Genomic DNA, 24,153 nt, shown 5'->3' on the forward strand with positions numbered 1-24,153 from the left:
TTAATACCTAGTATCAGTGTGATAATCCTTCTAATCAAGTTTTTCTCAATTTTTGTTACCTGTTGTATATAAATTGATGAATACAAAATCTTCTATAAGTTGGAGAATTTTTATCTTGTTAAAAAACATAAAAACCTTTCTAGAGTGCTAATAATCATCAACTTATTTTTAAAATGTTATTTCTATGATGTCTATGATAGAGTTGAAAGATTTTTTATAGTATGTAATCTCATTATTTGTAGTAATTTTAGTGAAATGTATGCATCATTTGACTATTAGTAAATACATTCCCTTCCACTAAAAACTCTATATTGTTGTCTATCATACCTAAAAATTCTTCTGTGAGAATTTTATCATTAAAATTTAAAATAAGTTTGTATCCAACATATTTTTTGTATATCGAAAGTCTAAGAACTATAATAATTTATGAATTCAATAGGATGTGGATGTAAATGTAAGTCTCTTACTTCTGATGATTTTAATTTAATATATGTGTCAATTTGATCATTTGTAAATACATCTCCTTCTAACAAGAACTCTCTATTATTGTCTAAGGCATCTAAAGATTCTTCTAGAGAATTTGCAACAGAAATAAAACTTTGAAGTTCTTTTTTATCTAATGTATATAAATTTTTATCTATTGAAGGTCCTGGGTGAATTTTGTTTTTTATTCCATATAAACCAGCCATTAATTGTGCGGAAAAGCATAGATATGGATTTGCAAGCGGGTCTGGAAAACGTACTTCTATTCTTTTTGCATTAAGATCAGTATTTGGTACATATGGGATACGAATTGCAGATGACCTATTCTCGTAAGAGTATGTTAGCCAAGTTGGTGCCTCAAAATTAGGAACTAAACGTTTATAGCTATTTGTTGATGGATTTGTGAAGGCATTAATAGCTTTTCCATATTTAATAATCCCACCTATGTAATATAAACATATTTCTGACATACTCCCATCTGAGTTGACAAAAATGTTAATGTTATCTTTCCATAGGGACTGATGACAATGCATTCCACTTCCATTATCTCCTATAACAGGTTTTGGCATAAAAGTTGCAGTTTTTCCATAAGATGATGCTACTCCGTGGATTATATATTTGCACTTTTGTACATTATCTGCACTGCGTATTAACTCATCATGCTGGAATCCAACTTCACATTGTGAAGCTGCAACTTCATGATGATGTATTAAAGGCGTAATACCCACTTCCTTAAGCATTGTTAGTATTTCTGATCTGAGATCATGTAATGAGTCAACAGGAGGTGTTGGCATATAACCACCTTTGATTTTTGGACAGTGACTATTATTAATATGTTCTCTTTTTTGAAATTGAGAAATATGTTCTGAAGATTCTATTTTAAAATAGGAATGATACATTCCATTATAAAATGTTGCATTATCAAACACAAAAAATTCTACTTCTGGTCCAAAGTAACATTTGTCAGCAATTCCAGTAGATAACATATATTGTGATGCTTTATGTGCTGTATAACGTGGATCTTTAGGATATTCAGATTTGTCATATGGGTTTATTACATTACAGATTATTACTAATGTTGGTTGTGCTGTAAATGGGTCAACAAAAGCAGTACTAACATCTGGTAGAAGTATCATATCCGATTTCTCTACTGATTGCCATCCTGGAATTGATGAACTGTCAAAATTAACTCCAGATGATAAAACATATGTATTTATTGTTTCTGCATTACGTGTTATATGATGCCACCTACTAGTAGAATCCGTAAACCTTAAATCAACAAAATTTATTGTATTTTTCTTTATGTAGTTTAGAGTATCCTCTGCTGAAAGGAACATGATTAAATTACCAACTTAAAAACCCTTAGAATATCAAGTTTCTTACTATTTTGCAACATGCAATGTAATAATGGTATCCTTAAAGAGAAGTTCATCTTTTTTACGGTTATTAATAAATGGTTTTGTCTAATTTAATGTGTTTATAAATATAAAAAAATTTTTGATTAATTACAAAAAATAGTGTTATTGTAGAACTGATGAGATGTTATCAGAAAAATCTTTACTTAATTTAGGTAAAATGATAAAAAAAATAGTTATGGTCTTTATTGAGATCCTGTAGCTCAGTCGGTAGAGCAACTGACTTTTAATCAGTAGGTCGCGCGTTCAACCCGCGCCAGGATCACTTTGTTCAACAATATGTTTTCAACATGAAGTTAAAATCTGATTTTTTAGGTTTATTGTATTCCCGTGGTTACTTTAATCAATGTACTGATTTAGCTGAACTAGATCAGTTAATGAGTAAAGAATGTGTTATTGCGTACATAGGATTTGATTGTACTGCTAGGAGTTTGCATATTGGTAGTTTAATGCAAATTATGATCCTAAGATATTTACAGAAGTGTGGTCATAAGCCAATAGTGTTATTGGGGAATGGTACGACAAAAATAGGTGATCCTTCAGGAAAGGATAAGTCTAGAACTCTGTTGTCTAGTAGTGATATTCAGGAAAATACATTAGGCATACGTAAAGTATTAGAAAAATTTATTGTTTGTGGTGGTGGGGTTAGTGATGCATTGCTGGTCTATAATGCAGAATGGTTAGATAAATTGAATTATATAGACTTTTTGAGAAACATAGGTAGACATTTTTCTGTAAATAATATGTTAACTTTTGATAGTGTAAAACTGCGCTTAGAAAGAGAACAAAATCTCAGCTTCCTAGAATTTAATTATATGTTACTACAAGCATATGATTTTATAGAGCTTAATCAACGTTATAATTGTTTATTGCAAATAGGAGGATCTGATCAGTGGGGAAATATTGTTAATGGTGTAGAATTAGGAAGAAAGTTAAAATTACCACAGCTTTTTGGATTGACTACTCATTTATTGCTTACAAGTACTGGTGAGAAGATGGGTAAAACTGCTGATGGAGCAATATGGCTTGATGGGGAAATGTATAGTCCTGCTGATTATTGGCAGTATTTTCGTAATGTGAAAGATGAAGATGTAGGGCGTTTTTTGAGATTATTTACGGAGTTACCTCTTACTGAAATAGAAAAATTAGAAAATTTGAAAGGTTATGAAATTAATGAGGCGAAGAAGATCCTAGCTACTGAAGCTACTAGAATATGTCATGGAGAAAAAATTGCACAGGATATTGCTTATGATGCACTTAAAGTGTTTGAGTGTAATGATCATTCTGGATTGCCGGTGTTTTATGTATGTAAGTCTGAAATAGAGTTAGGTTTGTCTGTGGTAAAATTACTGCAGGTTTCTGGTATGGAAAAAAGTAATAGTAGTGCTAAAAGATTGATTAATGATAAAGGGTGTAAAATAAATGATATAATAATATTGGATGTAAATTATAAATTATCGTTACAAGATTTTTGTGGCATGTCCTATATTAAGCTCAGTTGCGGAAAGAAGCGTCATTTAAAAGTAGTTTTAGAAAGTGATCTTTAATCAAATTATGTATTTATAAAAGTGTATGGTAGAAAAGTCATGATAGATTATGAAGAAATATTTTATGATAAAATTAAGCATATAAAAGAAGAAGGTAGGTATAGAGAGTTTACAGGATTCTCACGTGTTCCAGGCCAATTTCCCTATGCTATCGAATGTTCTATCAATGATAAGGTTACCTTATGGTGTAGTAATGATTATTTAGGTATGGGGCAAAATGAACAAGTGATTCTTGCAATTAAGAATTTTAGTAGCAATATAGGTGCTGGTGGAACTAGAAATATTTCTGGTACTACAAAGGAGATTCTTGAACTTGAAGAATCACTAGCGGATTTGCATAAAAAACCAGCTGCATTAACCTTTGTATGTGGTTATGTTGCTAATCAAACTACAATTAGTACATTACTTACTATTGTACCTAATATTGTTGTGTTTTCAGATGAGAAAAATCATTCTTCTATGATTGAAGGAATAAGAGGAAGTAAAAGAGAAAAATATATATTCAAGCATAATGATGTAAACCATCTTGAGGATTTATTAAAATCCGTTGATAAATCTTTACCTAAAATAATAATATTTGAATCTTTATATTCTATGGATGGTAATATTGCTCCAATTGCAGAGATTTGTTACTTAGCAAATAAGTATGGTGCTATGACTTATCTTGATGAAGTACATGCTGTTGGAATGTATGGAGAACGTGGTGGTGGTATATCAGAGCAAGAAAATTTGTCTGATAAAATTACAATAATTCAAGGTACTCTTTCTAAAGCTTATGGAGTAATGGGTGGGTATATTGCTGGGTCAAAAAGTCTAGTAGATGTTATTAGGAGCTTTGCTCCAGGTTTTATTTTTACTACTGCATTATCTCCTCTAATTGCTTCATCTGCTAGAATAAGCGTTGAGTATTTAAAAAAGAGTTCTTCTGAAAGAGAAAAACAGCGTGAGGTTGTAAATAAAGTAAAATCATCTTTCACCAAGGCTGGTATTAACTTTGTCAAGACAGACACTCATATTATCCCAATAATAATAGGTGATTCTGTAATATGTAAAGATATTTCACGTACATTATTGAGAGATTATAAGATATATATACAGTCTATTAACTATCCTACTGTACCAGTTGGTACTGAGAGACTGAGAATTACTCCTACTCCGTATCATACTGATGAAATGATAGAGATACTAACTCGAGCTTTAGTTGATATTTTGAGAAAATTTAAAATAATGAATTAATATACAGGGTATTGTGTGAAGATTTGTTATTGATGTTTTGTTATAGTTAGTAAATATTTACTCAATTGTATAGAAATATACATTCTGTAATTTTGTAGCTTGTTAAAATTGTTAGTTGGTAGTATGTGTTATATCAGTTTAAAAATATGTATTTTATAATTATGTTCCATGGTTAATATTTTAATATTAAACTTTAAAAAACCTACTTTTTGTAGTCATAGAAATAATTATATTTCTGCACTTGTGAGATTGATTTACCATATATTTGTTAACTCTACTGTACTTGGAGAACTACGTATATATAAATATGTGTCATTTAAATCTAAGATTACTATTTATATACTACTTAAGATTCTTGCCAAGCATTAGGAATATGTATCAGCCCTGTTGAGAGAGAGAAAAAGTATAAATCAAATCTGATGCTATAATTTGCGAATTTTCTATGAAAGGCAATAAAATATTTTGCAGATTTAAGGATAGATTTTTGTTGTTTATATGTTATTGGAATATTTTTATTGAATAGACTGGTTTTTACTTCTACAAAAACTAGTTGTTTATTTTTATGAGCAATTATATCTATTTCACCTAATGGACATCTATATCTGTGTTTTATAATGTGGTATAGCTTGCATTTTAGGAATAGTATTATTAATACTTCTCCTAGATATCCTAAAGTATTATAAGCTGAACGTTTGTAGTTTTTCTTATATGGCATTTGTATGTATATTATATAAAAAATTAATATAACTGTTTTATGGAGAAACTATGTAGACTTAAAAAATATAGTTTAAATGATTTATTCTTAATGAATATATATTTAATGCTTAGCATTTTACATGCATTATAGATATGTGCTTCATACAATATAGTATGTAAAGTTAATATTCTTCTAACATAGAACTTATGTTCATGATGAATACATGTAAACATTCAAGTACTTATTACTTAAGTCTTGGTGTATGTATTGTAAGAGAGATAGTTAAAAATGTATAGGTATCTTATATATAGGTAAGTGTATGTGTAAGGAATTTTTAACGATTTATATAGGTATGTACTTATGATTATTGTTTTAATAATATACTGTTTATTTAAATTTTTATTCTTTTGTAACTTATTAAAAGTAAAAATGAAATATGCAAAGCATGTAATAAACTATGATTAACGAATGCATTTTATATTATTGTATAATGTCAATTTATATGTATGTCTAGATTTATACCGTAATGAATTTTTTTAATTTTTACATAACTTAGTAAAATTAAGGCAGTTTGTTTAGTCTAATGATTCATTCAATATATAAATAGATAGTAAAAGTTCTATAAATTTAGTTATATTGTATGATATTGAAGATTTTTATCATGTGTGTAACTTTTGTATATATTTAATATACTCTTATGTTATAGTGATGATATATAAGTGATATGAAATGTCTATATTTTGTCAAATTAAGATGAAAAGATTTTTTCTTGAATAAGAATCAGAAATAACATAGGCTTAAGTAATTAATTGATCATTTCTTATAGTGACTTTTCTTCGTGGTATAAATGTAGATTTCTTTAGATATAGAGTATATGCTATATCTTGTAGTAGTCTTCTAGTTATTTTATCAGTTTTACTTGTTTTATTTAAGGGTATATGTTTTGGTACAGATTTTGCTGGTGGTATAATTATTGAACTGCGTGTAAATCAAGTAGATATTAAAGATATTAATTTAAAACTACAGGAGAGGGGATTTGTAGGATTTTCTGTGCAGAGTTTTAACAATAATAATAAGGAATTAATGATTCGTTTTAAAAATGAACAAAACTTAGGTAAAACTGATAGCATTGAAAAAATCAAGGAAATATTGAAAGAAATATTAGGTGATGTTACTTATTTAAAAATAGACTATGTTGGTCCACAAGTAGGGTATAAGCAAATATTTGAAGGTATATATGCAATACTTTTTTCTTTATTAGGAATGTTTTTATATTTATGGATAAGATTTCAATGGAGATTTGCTTTAGGAGGTATTATAGCTTTATTACATGATGTTGTGTTAACATTGGGCCTTATTAGCTTGCTTGGTATTGAATTTAATCTTTCTTCAACTGCTGCAATTCTTACAGTTATTGGGTATTCAGTAAATGATTCGGTAGTAATATATGATAGGATTAGGGAATTACTTAGAAAGATGCTCAAAGAGAAAATTACTGAAATTATTAACATTAGTATTAATGCAACGTTATCAAGAACTATATTGACATCTGGTACTACTATGATAGCAGCTATACCTTTAATGTTATTATGTAGTGGTACAGTTCGTGATTTAAGTATAATAATATTTTTTGGTATAGCTGTTGGTACATATTCTTCAATATTTATAGCTACAACATCTTTATCTAAGAATTAGTTTTTGCACCATACAGAATATTGGTAATGTAATAGAGTCTTATTATATTTAGTTTGTAATTATTAAATGGTATAATCGCATATTGTCCAGTTTTGTATTAATTTTAAAGATTTCTTTTTTTAAACATTTAAGAATATTCTTTATAATTGATTTTATAAAAATAATTTTCACTTCTGCTTTTTGCCTTGATTTAGTTTATGATTTCTGTAGTGTTAAGATTAGAAAATGATTGTGTCTAGTTATTAGATCATTTTCTATTTAAATACTATATACATAAGATCTACAATATTCTTAAATTGATATTTAAGAATATTATTTGATATTTGTTGAAGTTTAATAGTTAAATACAACGCATGTAATATCTGGCTGTTTCGTTTATAAAATCATATCTATTTTATTATAAATACAGTGGTTTTTTAATGTATAAGCTACGACACTATTATTCTAGTATGTTAAAAGAAGTATAAAAAGAATTTAACAGTATTTTATGTTGTATTAGAAATTTCTATTTGTTAGGATACAGTATTAGGATATATTATTTATATATTTGAGGCTTTATATGAAAGAACAGTTTGCATATCTATAGTTTTGTTTTGGAATATGGGGCTTATATATCTAGATATGCAAAGTCAAAATGAAATTGTTATATATTATGAGCTATTAAAAATTCTAATATCAGTCAATGTAAATATTGGCAGTATTGTTATATATTTGAAACATGACATAAAATATGCAAGCCTACAATATAAATCTGATGTTTTGGTTTTGATATATAACATTGGATATAAAATACTTTAATAGTCTTTTCTACTGCTAGCAAATTCTAGTTGAGGGTAAGATTAAATATTAAGGAGTTTTGTTATATAATGTAAGGGTTAAAAAAGTTATAATTCTATAATTATGGCTTTGTCATGAATACAGTTGTATATGTTATGTGAATATGAAAGCTAATTTGTATAGCACCTTATGTATGAATGACTAAGTTATATAGATTAAGGTAACACTTAAAAATAGTGTTGTTATATGTTAAGGAGTAATGTAAGAGATACAACATGTATAGGTTATCTCTTAAAGGTGGTTATAATACTCTAAATATAATATAGCAAAAATATCAAAATGGTTTAATAGTTATGTTGGATTATTAGAAGGTTCTAGTCTTGATAAGGTAAACGTTAAATAAACGTTGTGGTATATTTACAAGTTAAAATAGCAGGTATAATCTGTATAATTATAACTTTGTTTTGAACTAAGAATTATTGTTTAGTATGTAAAACTGATTAACATGAAAATAGTATTTTATTAAATCTTAGAAAGTTTTAGTTTGTTAAAATAGTTCTCTTACATGTTTAAACTTAGAATAAGCGACTCAAAATATATTTTAGCTAAAAAAAAGAGGCCGGGACCGGAATTGAACCGGTATAGGGGGATTTGCAGTCCCCTGCATAAAACCACTCTGCCACCCAGCCTTAATTAACTGTTATAAATTTGTGCAATTTTGTCTACCATTGATATAGCATCATTTTTAGATCTTTGGAAGGAATTACGTCCTATAATTGACCCATTTCCTTTACCTAACTTTATTGATTGTATTTCTTGGAATAATTCCTCATCGCTTTTTGATTCACCTCCTGAAAATACAACTATTCTTCTCCCAGCAAAACAAGATAACTTTACGTACTCAACTCTTTGTTCTAAAGATGAGACATCGCAAGGTACTGGATCTTTTTCTATATGACTTGTTGGAAGTTTTACCTTAATTATATGTGCTCCAAGTGATGCTGCAATATGAGCAGCATATGCTACTGTATCTATTGCTGTTTCTCCTTGTTTTGATAGGTCTTCCCCACGTGGGTAGGACCATATTACAACTGCTAAACCAGAAGATTTTGCTTCAGTTATTAAGGATCTAACTTCTCTTACCATAGAGAAGAAATTGTGAGATCCTGGGTATATAGTTAACCCTATGGCTACACATCCCAGCCTCAAAGCATCCTTTATACAAGATGTCACTACTTGATCAGGAAAACTGCTTCTTGGAGAAAGTGCTATAGAACTATTTATTTTGAGTATAAGTGGTATTGAACCAGCATAAGTAGACGCTCCTGCTTCAAGCATCCCAATTGGTGCTGCAAATGCACTAAAACCACCATCTATAGCTAATTGAAAATGATAATGTGGATCATACGAATCAGGATTTCTTGCAAAGCTTCTTGTTGGTCCATGTTCTAAACCTTGATCAACAGGTAGTACCAATAATCTACCAGTTCCGCCAACCTTACCATGTGACAATATTCGTATAAGATTTGTCTTAACGCCTGGATTTTCACTTTCGTAAAACCTTATAATGTCTTTAATATGGTTGCTGATAATCACAAAATTTCTTAATGCTCAAACAAAATTATTTCCTTATATTAGCAAATTTTTTTGTCACTACAAGTACAAAATATTGTATTTATTTTCTTTTGAAATTTAATATCTAGTAAGTGTTTTTCTTATATTTTTTAATATTGTAGAATACAAAATTTATTTTGGTTTGTGTAGGCAATATTGTTCTTTGTTATTAGCTTTTGTTATGAACAATCATTGTTCATTTTGGAATGTATTTTATTGACTTAAAAAATGATAAATCCATATTAATAAATATGAAATTATGGATTTTACTTGTAAAAAAGTTTAATTTTTCTTATCATAATATTAGAACATTAAAAAAGATAGTAAATAAATAATTAATATTAAAAATAATATTAATAAATTGAATATTCATTAATTTTTTGAGTAATACACATGCTAAATCAAAAACTTGATATGGCATACATAGAACGGTTAATTAACCAACAACCTCGATTAAAAGTTGTTAATGCTGAGACTGTTTCATTGTCATATTCTACTGTATGGGATTATATATTTAATATAGGACTTGTTCAATCCATAGGGTATAACGCGTATGTTAAGAATATTAGAGCATACCATCCAGATTACAATGTTTTTCATGGGGTGATACTTTGTAATCCTCAAGTATTTCTTGAAGAAATTAAAATACCTGGGTATGGTGGAATATTAAGTAAAATTCAAAAAGATTATCCTGATTGTGAATCGTTAGAATTGTATATATTAAATGGTTATGTTCTTTCTGTACTAGTTAATGATCCGCTATTTGAGCAATTCAAATCGAAAATTACTAGTATAAAAATGGGAGATATAGATTTATTTCAGCAAGTATATGATGATTTAAAACAGAATCCAAATGGTCATTCTGAAGAGGATATAGATTTTTTGGTAAGGGGTGTTATGACTGACACTCATATTAGAAAATATATAAGCTTATTTCCATCATTAAAAGAGCTTGATTGTGTTATTAGTGAGCCAAAATGTTGTGAAACTTTAGTAGATGTTTTAAATAATGTACCTATATTATCCCAATTAAGTTTAAGATGTGCTAGAACTTCAACATCTGTAGAACATGTTAGTAAAAAAGATATAAAAGTTAGACAACAAGTAGAAAAACTACTTTTAATAAATTGTCCTATGGAAACACTCCTATATTTTCATGGTATAAGGTTTTTATTTATTACTGCACCACAAAATGTGTCTGACAGTAAAGTTATTTTATTGGAAAAATATTGTGATAATCCGAGTTTATTGGAAGTTTTGCTAGTATCTACTAATACTTATCATCAAATGCAAGATGGTAGGATAGACTTTTTAAGTATAGATTATGATATATCAGTTTTCAATAATCTGAAACTATTAATTATAAATCCATGTCAAGATATTAGAGCAATTTTATCTGTAGATGGTTTATTTGATAGTAAAGCAGGTTTAGATTTTTGTAATGAATTAGTAACTCCTAGGAAATATAGTACGTTATTTAATAATGGGAAACCATATCCTAAGTCTATAGAGCAAGTGATGATACTGTCGTCTTCATTACATCAATTTTCATTACTGACAGATTCTGAAAAATTGTTAATTCCTGGATTAACTTCTTTGTTTGTTAGTACTACAGTAATAAGACCATGTTTAGATATTAACACATTAGTTCCTTACCTGATGTATGCTGTAGATTCTATACAAGATGGTATTATTAATCCGCATCTTAATGAGCAAGAGAATGTGCTACTAATTTCATTAATTAATCAGGTGAAAAGAAAAGTAGATGATTTGTTACTTACATTGCTGGAAGATAGCAGATTATGTGATGATCTAGCATCATATTTAAAACGTGTAGAATTTGACAACATGGTGTTGACTAATGCAAGTTCTGTATATTCATTATCCTATGAACCTTCGCTACTTTTTGCAATTAATATAGATATACCTAGGATAAGTATAGAGTTTTTAAAGAAAATTAGTAATATTAATCTTGCTATCTTATGTAAAATTAATTTGTCAGATGATGTTAACTCTTCTACATACCTAGCATTAACTACTTTTAGTGCTATAAGGTCTATTATTCGATACACTGTTGGCATGTCTAAATTTTATGTTGCAACAACAATGAGGGCATGGGATTATTTCATTAATAGCATGGCTATTGGTGATAGAGATTTAGATCTTGCTCGTGTAATATCTGCTATTTTTGTTCAGCCATATGATACAGATTCTGTAAGAAATCTGTGTCGGCAAACTGTTGTTGGTATAAAAGAACATTCTGAAATAACATATAAAAGGTTAGAAGCAGAAAATGTTGATATGTTTTCTCAAGAACAACAAGTTGTTGAATTTATAGCTAGTTCTGTTGTTTTTCATTCTATGTATTTAATAATCACTAATTCTGCAGAGGGACTTGAAACACAAAGCTGTGCCCCTAGTCTTTTTATAGAGACACTACGTGATAATATTGTTAATGTGCGCAATAATTCTTTATTTGATATTCTAGAATTTGATGATTGTCTGCTTCAAATTCATTACATTATTAAAAAGTCATTTAATCATAGGCCTGCTTTAACTAGTAATGAGGTGTACACTTTTGCAAGTCAGTGTATGATAAATGAAGAAATGTTGTTGCAAGATGTAAAGAATCAGGGTTTTAATAAAATAGATATACGAATACTTAAAAGTTCTTTGTTTCTTATTAAAGTACTTGATTATATTGGTCATTGTCCTGATGTTCTCTTCGATCAATTACAGTCTTATCAACTACAAACTCCAATGATGATTTTCAATGTGATATTTAAAGCTGTATGTGATCTTATTAAAATACGTTGTGAATATATGCAAGCGAATGAATATACAATTTTCACTTTGTGTTATATTATTAATAAGGCTATTAGTAATGGAAGTATCTCAGAAAGACAATTACATAAGCTGTTATTTTCTGTAATTGTTGATGCTGTTCCACAGATTGCTTCTGATGTAAGATACATTAAGACAGATATACATGTCTTGATTGGTAATATGATTAAATTATGTTATTTTGATCAAAACTGTATAGAAGATAAAATTTATCAAAAGGTGTTGCTCCATATCGCTTGTTTTATAGTTAATTTCTCTATTACAGCTGCTAGATATGAGGCACAATCTGATTGTTTTATTGATGAGACTTTGTTTCTGGGGTTTCCAGATGATGTAATTGATGAGATAAGATTATTAGGTGGTATACCTCATAGAAGTATACTTCAAGTATTGGCCCGGTTATTATTGAAAAATTACGTTTGGCGGGTTGTGGAAGGTGTGTCAGGACTGAACAATTCTGATTATAGCTGGGTGTGTTTACAAAATATGATGCGATATAAATCACCATATAATATTCAATATATCAGTTTCCTCCCTACTATAAGAGACTTTGAGTTCCTATATTCTGGAATAGTATGTAATACATATTTGCCTTCTAAGATTGAATTTGAATTTGCTATAAAATGTTTATATCCAGTAATTAGTTCTGGGACAAAATATATTTGTGAAAGTATGTCTGTTGTAATGGCAGACTTGTTGTTAAAGAGAATGATATGTTCTTATGCTAATGCGTATACTATAGAAGAGAAAAAATTGATGAGGAAATTGCTCTTGAGAGCTCTCTATAAGTTTCAAGAATATGAGGTCCCTAATTTTATAGAATACATGATAAAGGTCTCTAATGTTTTTGATTATGAAATTGAGCAATTTATTTATGAAGAGCCTCTGCTGCATGACTTAAATTTTGTATGGATATTAAAAAATATTAAACCTTCTGAAATCATTAATGTGATCGATGAAAACATAGCTGAATATAGGGAAACCAATGACCATATGAAGCTATATGATATGATTGAAGTATCTATAAGACAATCGTATAAAGTGCCTAACTTACCTTCTATGTTTACTGATACGCAATTTATTAAATGCTGTGGTAAAATATTGAATGTAATAAGCGAAGTACATTCTCAACAAGATCACTTATCTAATAATCATTTTATAGAAATTATGCAAGTAGTTATGACTACTTATAAAATTTCTATGCAAAAGCCAGGGTATCTTGGTAATTGTATATTGAATGTAAAATATTGCCGTGATAAAGTAGGAGGGGTGTTAGAAGAATGTCAAGATGGGCTTGATAAAGTTGTAAGTTGTTTATCAAATGATAATAAAGTTATTGATATAATTGCAATAAAAGATGATTTGTTAAGTAAATGTCAAGATGTTAAATTTATTAAAACACTAAATTATAGGACTGTTGCTCTTTATCTCAAACCTTATATGGTGCCTCCTGTACAATATTCTAGTGATATAGTAAGTCATATCATATTCTGTGTTGTTGGAGAGATTATAGAGCAACATAATAAACGTGAGATATTTTTTTCACAACTGACTAGTGCTTTGATGTTGAAAAAAAAGTTAAATACTATGCAGAGTGTTAGTGAGGTTGTTTTAGAAGTTTTCATAAAATCTTTAGAGAGTAACGAAGAAGTAACTCAAGGAAAAGAGGTTAGTTCTACAAAACAATCAAAACAGAAGAAAATAAGTTTTGATGCATATATTAATGATTTATTGAATAAATATTTCTGTAAATGGTGGTATACCATATTAGACAATATGTTAGCTGGTGAAAGTTTAAATCATAGTATAGATTTATATACACTAAAATTATTTATATCTGAAGAAAATTTGCCAGTAAAAGTTGAATTAGCATTGCAAAATAAAATAGAAAACGAGGAAACAAATCAGTATTTAGTGCTGATTAATAAATTCAAATCAATCTGTTTTTATCAGGGAAGTGCTACAAGTTATTTTAGTGATTGCTCCTTTCAAAAAAGAGTATTACATAATATTATTACTAAGATTAGATATCCGGCAACATCTTCTGATAAAATTAGTGTATTATCAAACCGTGTTATTGAGCAAGGTAGCATTTTACTTCCAGAAGAATTAGATCATGGAAAATTACAGTTAAGTGGAAAGTTGTATTGTGCTACTGGAACAAATGACTGTCATATCAAGTATATACATTTACTACAAGTACGGTTATTTAGTGAATTCTTTTATCATAATCATAGTACTCTTGATATTGATGTTCTAGATGAAAAAGCATATGAGGTACTTAGTATATCTAATGCTAGTCGTGAGTTTGATTGTAATGATGTGGTGGGTTTTTTTGTTAATATACCATCTTATCTACAAGACGGGCAACTTGATGGATTAGATCCTTGTTCTCCAAAGGTGATCAATGTTTTAGGACTGAGTTTAGTTTGGGAAACAGTGAGTATGTTATTACATGATTTAGTATTTGGAAACTATCTAAATGATATAAGTCGTATTTTGTGTTATGTAGAAGATCGTTTTAGAATTGAAAATCAGATTGATAGTAGTGTGGTATTACTCATAAAATTTCACTATAAAGCGATATTATTCAGATATGAAAAAGGAAATTACAAGGATAATCATCCTATTATTTTTCTTCATAAATTTTTGCAGTCTTTTAATTATGATTTATTAGAGCACTATGCTCCTGGATGTCGTGTTAGTCTCCAACCAGTAAAGAAACAATCAGAAGTAGTAACTACTGAAGCGAGTTCTGAATTGGTGAAAAAGGCAAATAAGAAAAAAAGTCATAGTAAAAAAGGTAAAGATAAAGAAGTGAAACAAGCTGTTCCAGAAACACAAGATGAAAAACTAGTTTCTGGTGAAGATGATAAAAAATCTCAGGCTGTAGTTGAAAAGCAGTTATGTGTTGTACATGAAACAGTTGGTGCTGATGGTGTACATCTTAACCCTAAAGATCAAGATGAATGTTATGAAGGTGTAGTAGGTGATAGTGTAAAGTTAGGTGATACTACAGCTAGATTATTAATAACTACTGTACCAAATAATGAATGTTTGGAACAACAAGATAAACCTAAAGTGAAAAAATCTGTATCACATAATAAGAAGAAGTCTAAGAAAAGTACTGCGGGGTGTAGCACTAAAACTATCACATCACAACAAGATAAGGTGAATAAAAGTGCTGTAGTAGAGGATGTAGCTAGTACTGTGTTATTAACGGGTGATGATATTAAGGTTTCTGAGCCAAGTCAAGAACAGTGTGTTGATGAAAAAGGCAAGGGTAAATTATGTGTTGTTGATACTAGTGGACTTGTGGTTTCTGGGCAGCAAGGTAAAGATGAAGAAAGTTCTATTATCAATAAAGCAGTAAAAGAAGTTGTTCCAGATACAAAAGATGAAAAGCTAGCTTCTAGTGGTAAGAAGTCTAAAGCTGTGTCTACTGAAGGGCAGCTATGTGTTGTACCTGAAACAGCTGATGTTGATCATGTACCTCTTAATCCTAAAGGTCAAGATGAATATTATGAAGGAGTAGTAACTGATAGTGTCAAGTTAGATGATTTTACTGCAGGTCAATTATTAATAACTACTGTATTAAATGATGAGTATTATGAAGCAGTAGAATGTGATGGTATAAAGGTAAATGATTCTACTGTGAGTCGATCATTAGTAGATCCTGTATCAGATGATCAATATGTAAAACAAGGAGCTAAGCCGAAAGTAAAAGGGTCTTTGTCACATAACAAGAGGAAAAAATCTAAGAAAAGTACTGAAATATGTGCTACAAGTACTGTAAAGTCACAAAAAGATGATCTAGACAAAAGTGCTGTAGTGACAACAGAGAAAGTAGATAATACTGCATTGTTGGCAAGTGTAGATGTTGGAGTTTCTGAATTAGAGCAAGAAAAATTTACCTGTGAGAAGGATGAGTATAAATTCCAAATTATGGAAGATACTAATGCACCAGCAGTTCTTGATAAACAGCAAGATAGTGAAGAAAAATATACTATAGATGATACAAGTAAAGTATTATTAGAGAGTAGTCATATTACAGAGCAAGATTATGGTCTTTTCATATCTGAAGAAAGTATCACTCAGTTGTGTACTAGTGATGATACTTTAAATCTAGTTGATGGGAGTAGTCAGTCTTTAGAGGCTTGTAAGGATGAACAGACTGTAGATGATGTTGCTGGTAATATTTTACAAGGGAAAGAGAAGAAACAAAGCCAGTTAACTAAGTCTCAACGTCAGAGGGCAAATAAAAAAGCAAGGAAGATTAAAGAACAAAAGGAGATGGTTGATGTACAGAAAGATAAACCAGAGCTAGTAGAATGTTCTGAATTAAAAACTGAAGAAGAGGATACAATTAACTTGTTATCTTGTTTTGATGCTAGAGTAGAACCTGTTATTGCCTATCATCCAATGAGTTTAGAGTATGTATTAAATAAGTATCGTGTTACTAATGATTCAATGTCTAAGACACGGTTTTCACATTTGTTATATTATTTGAGGCTTACTCGCAGTTTGTTTATGCCTGTTAAGGGACAGGAAACATCAGTTTTAGTGGTAACAGAATCTGCTGAAAAAGTATTACATGATTTTTTCCCTGAAAAAGGAGATTATGATTTTTTCCTTTCTATTATCAAATTATCCATACTAACTAATTTTCTCATGATTATAAGACCACATAGTAAGTTTGAAGCAATGACAGCGCTTTTTAAGCACTGCTATAAGATATTTACTATGGATTTAGACGCTTTTTTGTGTGATCTTATACAAGAAATGTATTGTATTAGTTTTCAAGATGTTTCTTTAGAAAAATTAAGAAATCATGTTTTAAAGGTTTTTGAAAAATATGAAAGCCAATTTTGTTGGAATAGGTCTTCTGCTGTTACAAAATACCCACTTTACTTTTTATCAAGAGTACTAAGTATTTGTCCACTAATTTTTCAAGCGCAACATACTAGCGTATCGGAATTACAACATGTTATTTGTAATGCTGGTATAATTTGTATTGTTACTCATATTGGACATATGGTGCAACAAATTGGACATATGGTAGAACAGTCTGATGGCATATTATATAATAACTTAAAGCTGCTTAGGAGAAGTGGTAGGTCATCTGGTACTGTATTTGATTTTATACAACAATGTTATTATTTTAGAAATGCATCGTGTCACTTATATGATGGTAAGGGTGCTAGTTCAAATTTAAATTTCTTTAGAACAACTTCAATTATTGTGGATCAATTTCAAGTGTTTATACAGAATAACAATGGTAGTTTTATTGATGTGATATATGATTTTTTTAGACAATATGATGATGTCATATCAAAGAAAAGTGAAATCTGTAGTAAGCAACAAAGTAGTATTAGTGTTATAGAAGTAGATGCAACAAAATTAGCGCCTAGAGTAATTAATCATGAGGAATCAACAGAGGGATTGTTTACTGAATTATCTAATAGTGGTTCTAGTTTGCAGATGCAAGAGTGCTTTCCTGAAATTAGCAAATCATTAAGTTTAGGTAGTAATGATGTTATTAGGGATACTAGTGAAGAAGATGTTAGTTCTAAGGGAACAGAACATCAAGGTGATGCTTTGGCGTTGATGGAAACAAGGGGAAGTACTAGTACTGATCAGGTTATTGATAGTGTTGCTGTTCAGGAACAAGAATATCAGTATAGTTATTTATTACAAAATTTAGCTTTACAGGAAAAGAGAGAAGCAAGTTCATCTTATTTAGCTCAGAGTGCTAGTGGTGTGGGTGATAGTTCTGCTGTGCAGTATGAGAGTGTTAGTGGTATGTTTTCACAGTTTTCAGAAGATGATTTGCAAAATATGCGTGTAGTAAATTCAACATCTCAATCAAAGATACCAGCTACTGTAGGTGCTTATTCATGTTGTGATGAAACAGTACCTATAAATCCATCAAGTGAGTTATATGATAACATGTGTATGGGGAGTCAACGCTACTCTAATGATAGTATGGATTCTACTGATCGGTGGTTGGCTGGTCAAGGTAATAACTATAGTATGGGGGCTAATAGTGATTATCGTATTAATCCTGAATCTCAAAAGAGTACTTCTAGTATTATGTCAGCAAGTACAAGTAGTAGTGGGTTCAGTTTGCAGCAAGGTAGTGCAAATGAGGAAAAGAGTGGTGTTGAAAGTTTTGGTCAAGATTTACAACTTCATCATATGGATTCTCAGGGTGAATGTGGGCTGCTTGATTCTGCGTGGTATGGCGGCGGTACTGACTATCTTGCTTCAACAAATAGTGGTGTATTTAATTTTCAAGAAAGTAGTGCTGATGAAGGAAGTAGTGAAATGCTTATGAAACATTATGATCAGAGTTTAGAGCATAGACAGCATAGTGAATATAGATTATTTGATTCTACACATCAAGATAGTGTTGATGATGGTAATATATTTAGTTTGCGACGAAATAATTTTGATGAAATAAGTAATCGAGTTGTAGGAGGTCGTTTTGAGAATTTGCCAGATACTCGTATGGATTTTTCTTATGAAGAGAGATTACGTAATCTCTCATTACATCAAGGAGATGGTTACAATGATGTTGCTTTAGCAAGTAATGATGTGCTAGGTTTACGACAAGAAGGGCCTTATAGAATGGATAGACCTGTTGCAGGAGCTTTTGCTCGAAACTTGTCAGGTACTCAATTAGATCAAAGTAGTGACCGCGATATTGCTTTAGCAAGTAGTAATGTGCGAAGTTTACAACAAGAGCTGCCTCATAGAATGGATAGGCTGGTTGCAGGAGATCGTTCTGAGAATTTACCACATACTCATATGGATTTTTCTTATGAAGAGAGATTACGTAATCTTTCGTTGCATCAAGGAGGTGGTTACAATGATGTTGCTTTAGCAAGTAATGATGTGCCAGGTTTACCACAAGAAGGGCCTTATAGAATGGATAGACCGGTTGCAGGAGCTTTTGCTCGAAACTTGTCAGGTACTCAATTAGATCAAAGTAGTGACCGCGATATTGCTTTAGCAAGTAGTAATGTGCGAAGTTTACAACAAGAGCTGCCTCATAGAATGGATAGGCTGGTTGCAGGAGGTTGTTCTGAGAATTTGCCACATACTCATATGGATTTTTCTTACGAGGAGAGATTACGTAATCTTTCGTTGCATCAAGGAGGTGGTTACAATGATGTTGCTTTAGCAAGTAGTAATGTGCCAGGTTTACGACAAGAAGGGCCTTATAGAATGGATAGACCGGTTGCAGGAGGTTGTTCTGAGAATTTGCCACATACTCATATGGATTTTTCTTACGAGGAGAGATTACGTAATCTTTCGTTGCATCAAGGAGGTGGTTACAATGATGTTGCTTTAGCAAGTAGTAATGTGCCAGGTCTACAACAAGAGCTGTCTCATAGGATGGATAGACCTGTTGCAGGAGCTTTTGCTCGAAACTTGTCAGGTACTCAATTAGATCAAAGTAGTGACCGCGATATTGCTTTAGCAAGTAGTAATGTGCGAAGTTTACAACAAGAGCTGCCTCATAGAATGGATAGGCTGGTTGCAGGAGGTCGTTCTGAGAATTTGCCACATACTCATATGGATTTTTCTTATGAAGAGAGATTACGTGATCTCTCATTACATCGAGGAGATGGTTACAATGATGTTGCTTTAGCAAGTAATGATGTGCGAAGTTTACAACAAGAGCTGCCTCATAGAATGGATAGGCTGGTTGCAGGAGATCGTTCTGAGAATTTGCCAGATACTCGTATGGATTTTTCTTATGAAGAGAGATTACGTAATCTTTCGTTGCATCAAGGAGGTGGTTACAATGATGTTGCTTTAGCAAGTAGTAATGTGCCAGGTTTACAACAAGAGCTGTCTCATAGGATGGATAGACCTGTTGCAGGAGCTTTTGCTCGAAACTTGTCAGGTACTCAATTAGATCAAAGTAGTGACCGTGATGTTGCTTTAGCAAGTAATGATGTGCTAAGTCCTAGTATGGTAAGTGATCTAATTACACAAGTTTTTGCTAGAAACTTGCAACGTAACCGCGTAGATCATTCTTCTCGTGAATACAGAGTACATAGTCCCTTGTTATACCAAAGTGATGATAGCAATGTTGCTTCTGTGAGTGATAATATGTCAAGTTTGCAACAAAATAGTCCTGATAGAGTAAATAATCCAGACTTGCCAAGTAGTTATATGCATTCTTCTCGTGAATACAGAGTACATAGTCCCTTGTTATACCAAAGTGATGATAGCAATGTTGCTTATGTGAGTGATAATATATCAAGTTTGCAACAAAATAGTTCTGATAGAGTAGATAGTTTATTTGTAGAAGGTTGTACTCCAAGTTTAGAGCATGGTCTAGTAGGTGATCATGATGAATTACATAATCCTTCGTTATGTGAAAAAAGAGTGGGTAATAGTTTTTCATCAAGTGTTGGAAGTAGAGGACCTAGATTTTATAAGGAAAGAAGTCATCAATTACCTAGAGGACCTAGATTTTGTAAAGCAAGAAGTCATCTTACAACACATCTTGCTTCTACCGAATTATCTGATGTTGATTATCAAAGTGGTCAGCATCCAGTAACAGGTAATCTAATACAAAATAATCCTAATAACCCTAGTAATAGACGATCTCGTATTCCATTGAGTTTACAAAATACACGTGTTTCTAAGACTTCTTCAAGACGCTATGTATCAAACTGAATGGATATTCTGGTAGTGATGCTAATATAAACAATGGATTGTAAATGCATATTTAGTTATGGATAAGAGGTGTGTATTTATTATAAAATTACTAGTTCAAAGTATTAGTACTTCTGGATTTATGAATATAGCTATATGTGGCATTAGCTAAGATATGAGTTAGCAAGTATAAGATATACTAATATAAGTTATGAGAATGAATTACAAAATAAAATGTTAATAATATTAGTATAGTTCTGTTATTGGCACAGTTAAAAAATGATATATAGTTATTAAGTTTTTGAAAGTTTGTTAGGTTATTAGTTAGGCATAATTAATATCCATAATCACTTAAATTACTTGATGGTTGTTAAAATTATGGTATCTCAAGATATGTATATTAGTGTGTGATATTGAGTTCAGAATTTTAGTTGTGTTTTTCTATCCATGTTATTGATAATATCTGTAGTTTATTGATAAGTTATTTAACCTGTTGTAGGGTAAAGTTGCCTATAATTGGATTGACAATGCATATCTAATACTGTAATGACTTGTGTAGATATTTTTTGTTTTTTTAATTATGTTTATAGAAGTATTGATGCCTGCACTTTCACCGACTATGACCAGTGGGATTATCAGGAAGTGGTATAAATCTGAAGGGGAGGAAATAAAATCAGGTGATATTATAGCTGATATAGAAACTGACAAAGCTGTTATGGAATTTGAGTACACTGATGAAGATGGTATCATGGGAAAGATTATTGTTGCAGAAGGCACAAAGAATGTTTTAGTGAATCAGCTGATAGCATTAATTGTTACTGATAAGCTGGATTTAAAGGAAGTTGATGCGTATGTATCAAGTAGTACTGCTTCTAAAACTGAAAAAGCATCAGTAGTATTGCAAGGTGAAGAAGAAATTAAAAATGATGTAGTTACAATATCTGAACCTAAGCGAATTAAGATAAGCCCGTTAGCAAAAAAAATAGCTTCAGATTTTGCTATTGATATAAATTCCATTCAAGGAACAGGTCCTTATGGAAGAATTGTTAAAGCAGATGTTTTAGATGCAGCAAGTAAGAAAGAGAATAATGTAGAAATTATTCCTACTTCTAATGGAGAGAATACTTTTATTGAAGTTAGTAGTATGAGAAAAGTAATAGCGGAACGTTTGGTATATTCAAAACAAATGATCCCGCATTTTTATGTTTCAGTTGACTGTAAAGTAGATGACTTACTGAAAGTTAGATTGGAAATTAATGCTGAAAATTTTGGTACTAAAATTACTATAAATGATTTTATTATCAAAGCTGTTTCTATGAGTATTAAGAAATTTCCTGAAATTAATGTTTCTTGGGATGATAATGATAAAATTATTGCATTTGCTAATGTTGATATTTCAGTTGCTGTGTCAATTGATGATGGTTTAATTACTCCAATTATTAGGAATGCAGATAAGAAGTCTTTGTTGGAAATCTCGAATGAAGTCAAGATGTTAGCTAGTAAAGCTAAAACTGGAAAGCTTAAGCCTGAAGAATTTCAAGGTGGTGGTTTTACTATTTCTAATCTTGGCATGTTTGGAATTAAAGAGTTTAATGCAATTATTAACCCACCACAGTCTTGTATAATGGCTGTTGGGTGTTCTGATAAAAGAGCCATAATTGTTGATGATCAAATTTGTATTTCAAATGTTATGACAGTTACATTATCTGTAGACCATAGGGTAATAGATGGTGTATTGGCTGCAAAGTTTTTGAATTGTTTTAAATCTTATATTGAAAAACCTTATTTAATGTTAATATAGTTGAAAAAAGTAGCAATTATTGGTTTAGTGTATTTTTTAAAGAGTATCATTAATCAAATCATGCTATTAGTTTTCTGTGCTTATGTTGTTGCAATATTGTAGAATATTTTTACAGTTGATAAATTTTGTTTCTATAAAACGTTATCATGTTATTGTGTAATGAATAAATAACTATATTGTATGGTTATTGTAATATGTAAAAAATATAAATATGTGAAGGTGGAATAGTTAAGTTTGTGTTGGTAGCTTGTTTGCTTGTAATATTAAATATATATATTGTTTAGGATAGATATATAGAAATAGTATTAAAATATAGTACTTATATTGATTTGTGAATTATCTTGATAATATGTTAAACATATAAACTAGTAATTAAGTTTATAAAATGTAGCTAGTTTATTTGTAATATCAAATAAATATATTATCTGAAGTTCAAGTCTATAAAACTTTGTAATGCTGTTTATATAGTGCTGATACTAACTAAGTTATCATGATTAATATGTTAAAAGTATGAAAATATAAATAATAACCTTTATAGGTTTTTCATCTTTTTTATTTGTATATTAAGTAGATATATTATGTGTAGTTTCTATAGGTTACAATAATGAATATACAAGCATTATTTGTAATTTTATTGTATTTATGTTAGTCAAATCAATTGTGTATAACTTATTAGTAGAAAGTAATATGTGATTTTAAAGATTATATAATAATATTATTATTGTTTATATTTATATCTTATTATAAACATATTAGAGATATGGTATCCTTGAATATAGTAAGTACTTATATTATAGCTTTTTATAATCTATGAAAGATAAGCTAAGTGATGGGTTATAATATTAAAATATTTTAGGTATATAAGTAAGTAGATTTTGTAAATGTATATTACTATAATTTATTTACAATAGTAATTTATGTTGTTTGTATTGCTTCTTCTTGCTAATAAATGTGATCTTAACTAATTCTAATGTGGTGATGTTACAATAAAGATTGAAATCTTTGTATTATTTTAGCAATCAATAGTTAATTTATGTATGTTGTTGATCATTTTGATTAAAATATTATATAAGTCTATTAATATACTATCCTTAAAAAACGTATTATATAAATATAGGTAAAAGCCATTATCTATATTGATTAGTTAAGGTAATTATTAAGAATAAATATATTTGATTTTATATTTAATACATAAAAGTAATTAATATTTAATAAGGTTTGTTCATAATTTTTATCATATTCTAAATCTGCTTAATAAGTAGAATAATAATGTGTAATATAAGTGTCAACTGAAGGAGACTTTATATGATTAATAGCAATGCGTTTTTTATTTAAATCTTAAATAGAAGTATTGTTGTACTAGGTTGT

General features: G+C 29.8%; 8 protein-coding genes and 2 tRNA genes. 6 read left to right on the forward strand and 4 right to left on the reverse strand.

Annotated elements, in window-relative coordinates; translation table 11 throughout:
• Nucleotides 1–407 precede the first annotated feature (407 nt).
• Entirely contained in the window at nucleotides 408–1,820 is a 1,413-nt protein-coding gene (glnA, locus tag ERUM_RS00335; protein ID WP_011154744.1) for a type I glutamate--ammonia ligase, read from the reverse strand.
• Nucleotides 1,821–2,090: 270 nt separating this feature from the next.
• Here glnA and ERUM_RS00340 point away from each other — a divergent pair.
• The 3 genes from ERUM_RS00340 to hemA all read left to right on the forward strand — a co-directional run bounded on the left by ERUM_RS00340 (nucleotide 2,091) and on the right by hemA (nucleotide 4,681).
• A tRNA-Lys gene (locus ERUM_RS00340) sits at nucleotides 2,091–2,163 on the forward strand.
• A 25-nt stretch (nucleotides 2,164–2,188) separates the two neighbouring features.
• On the forward strand, nucleotides 2,189–3,445 hold the full coding sequence (gene tyrS / locus ERUM_RS00345) for a tyrosine--tRNA ligase (RefSeq protein WP_011154745.1): 1,257 nt from the start codon (nucleotides 2,189–2,191) through the stop codon (nucleotides 3,443–3,445).
• 39 nt (nucleotides 3,446–3,484) lie between these two features.
• Nucleotides 3,485–4,681, forward strand: coding sequence for a 5-aminolevulinate synthase (hemA, locus tag ERUM_RS00350; RefSeq protein ID WP_011154746.1), 1,197 nt, complete (start codon nucleotides 3,485–3,487; stop codon nucleotides 4,679–4,681).
• 346 nt (nucleotides 4,682–5,027) lie between these two features.
• Here the strand turns inward: hemA and ERUM_RS00355 are convergent, their stop codons facing one another.
• Complete coding sequence (locus ERUM_RS00355) at nucleotides 5,028–5,396, reverse strand: YraN family protein (protein WP_011154747.1); 369 nt, start codon at nucleotides 5,394–5,396, stop codon at nucleotides 5,028–5,030.
• A gap of 807 nt (nucleotides 5,397–6,203) precedes the next feature.
• Between ERUM_RS00355 and secF the strand changes: the two genes are divergently transcribed.
• Nucleotides 6,204–7,073, forward strand: coding sequence for a protein translocase subunit SecF (gene secF, locus ERUM_RS00360; protein ID WP_011154748.1), 870 nt, complete (start codon nucleotides 6,204–6,206; stop codon nucleotides 7,071–7,073).
• A gap of 1,393 nt (nucleotides 7,074–8,466) precedes the next feature.
• Here the strand turns inward: secF and ERUM_RS00370 are convergent.
• Both ERUM_RS00370 and ERUM_RS00375 read right to left on the reverse strand, forming a co-directional pair.
• A tRNA-Cys gene (locus ERUM_RS00370) sits at nucleotides 8,467–8,539 on the reverse strand.
• 4 nt (nucleotides 8,540–8,543) lie between these two features.
• On the reverse strand, nucleotides 8,544–9,446 hold the full coding sequence (locus ERUM_RS00375) for a class I fructose-bisphosphate aldolase (protein WP_011154749.1): 903 nt from the start codon (nucleotides 9,444–9,446) through the stop codon (nucleotides 8,544–8,546).
• Nucleotides 9,447–9,857: 411 nt separating this feature from the next.
• Between ERUM_RS00375 and ERUM_RS00380 the strand changes: the two genes are divergently transcribed.
• The gene (locus tag ERUM_RS00380) at nucleotides 9,858–21,005 is read left to right on the forward strand and encodes a hypothetical protein (protein ID WP_011154750.1); all 11,148 of its coding nucleotides are present in this window, start codon (nucleotides 9,858–9,860) and stop codon (nucleotides 21,003–21,005) included.
• A gap of 559 nt (nucleotides 21,006–21,564) precedes the next feature.
• On the forward strand, nucleotides 21,565–22,785 hold the full coding sequence (locus ERUM_RS00385) for a pyruvate dehydrogenase complex dihydrolipoamide acetyltransferase (protein ID WP_011154751.1): 1,221 nt from the start codon (nucleotides 21,565–21,567) through the stop codon (nucleotides 22,783–22,785).
• The last annotated feature ends 1,368 nt before the right edge of the window (nucleotides 22,786–24,153 follow it).

Origin of the sequence: Ehrlichia ruminantium str. Welgevonden (assembly GCF_000026005.1) — a bacterium.
Taxonomy (GTDB): domain Bacteria; phylum Pseudomonadota; class Alphaproteobacteria; order Rickettsiales; family Anaplasmataceae; genus Ehrlichia; species Ehrlichia ruminantium.

Excerpts from the sequence above, each read along its gene's own strand:
- glnA (WP_011154744.1), bottom strand. The coding sequence starts at position 1,820 with ATGTTCCTTTCAGCAGAGGATACTCTAAACTACATAAAGAAAAATACA.
- tyrS (WP_011154745.1), top strand. The coding sequence starts at position 2,189 with ATGAAGTTAAAATCTGATTTTTTAGGTTTATTGTATTCCCGTGGTTAC.
- hemA (WP_011154746.1), top strand. The coding sequence starts at position 3,485 with ATGATAGATTATGAAGAAATATTTTATGATAAAATTAAGCATATAAAA.
- ERUM_RS00355 (WP_011154747.1), bottom strand. The coding sequence starts at position 5,396 with ATGCCATATAAGAAAAACTACAAACGTTCAGCTTATAATACTTTAGGA.
- ERUM_RS00380 (WP_011154750.1), top strand. The coding sequence starts at position 9,858 with ATGCTAAATCAAAAACTTGATATGGCATACATAGAACGGTTAATTAAC.
- ERUM_RS00385 (WP_011154751.1), top strand. The coding sequence starts at position 21,565 with ATGTTTATAGAAGTATTGATGCCTGCACTTTCACCGACTATGACCAGT.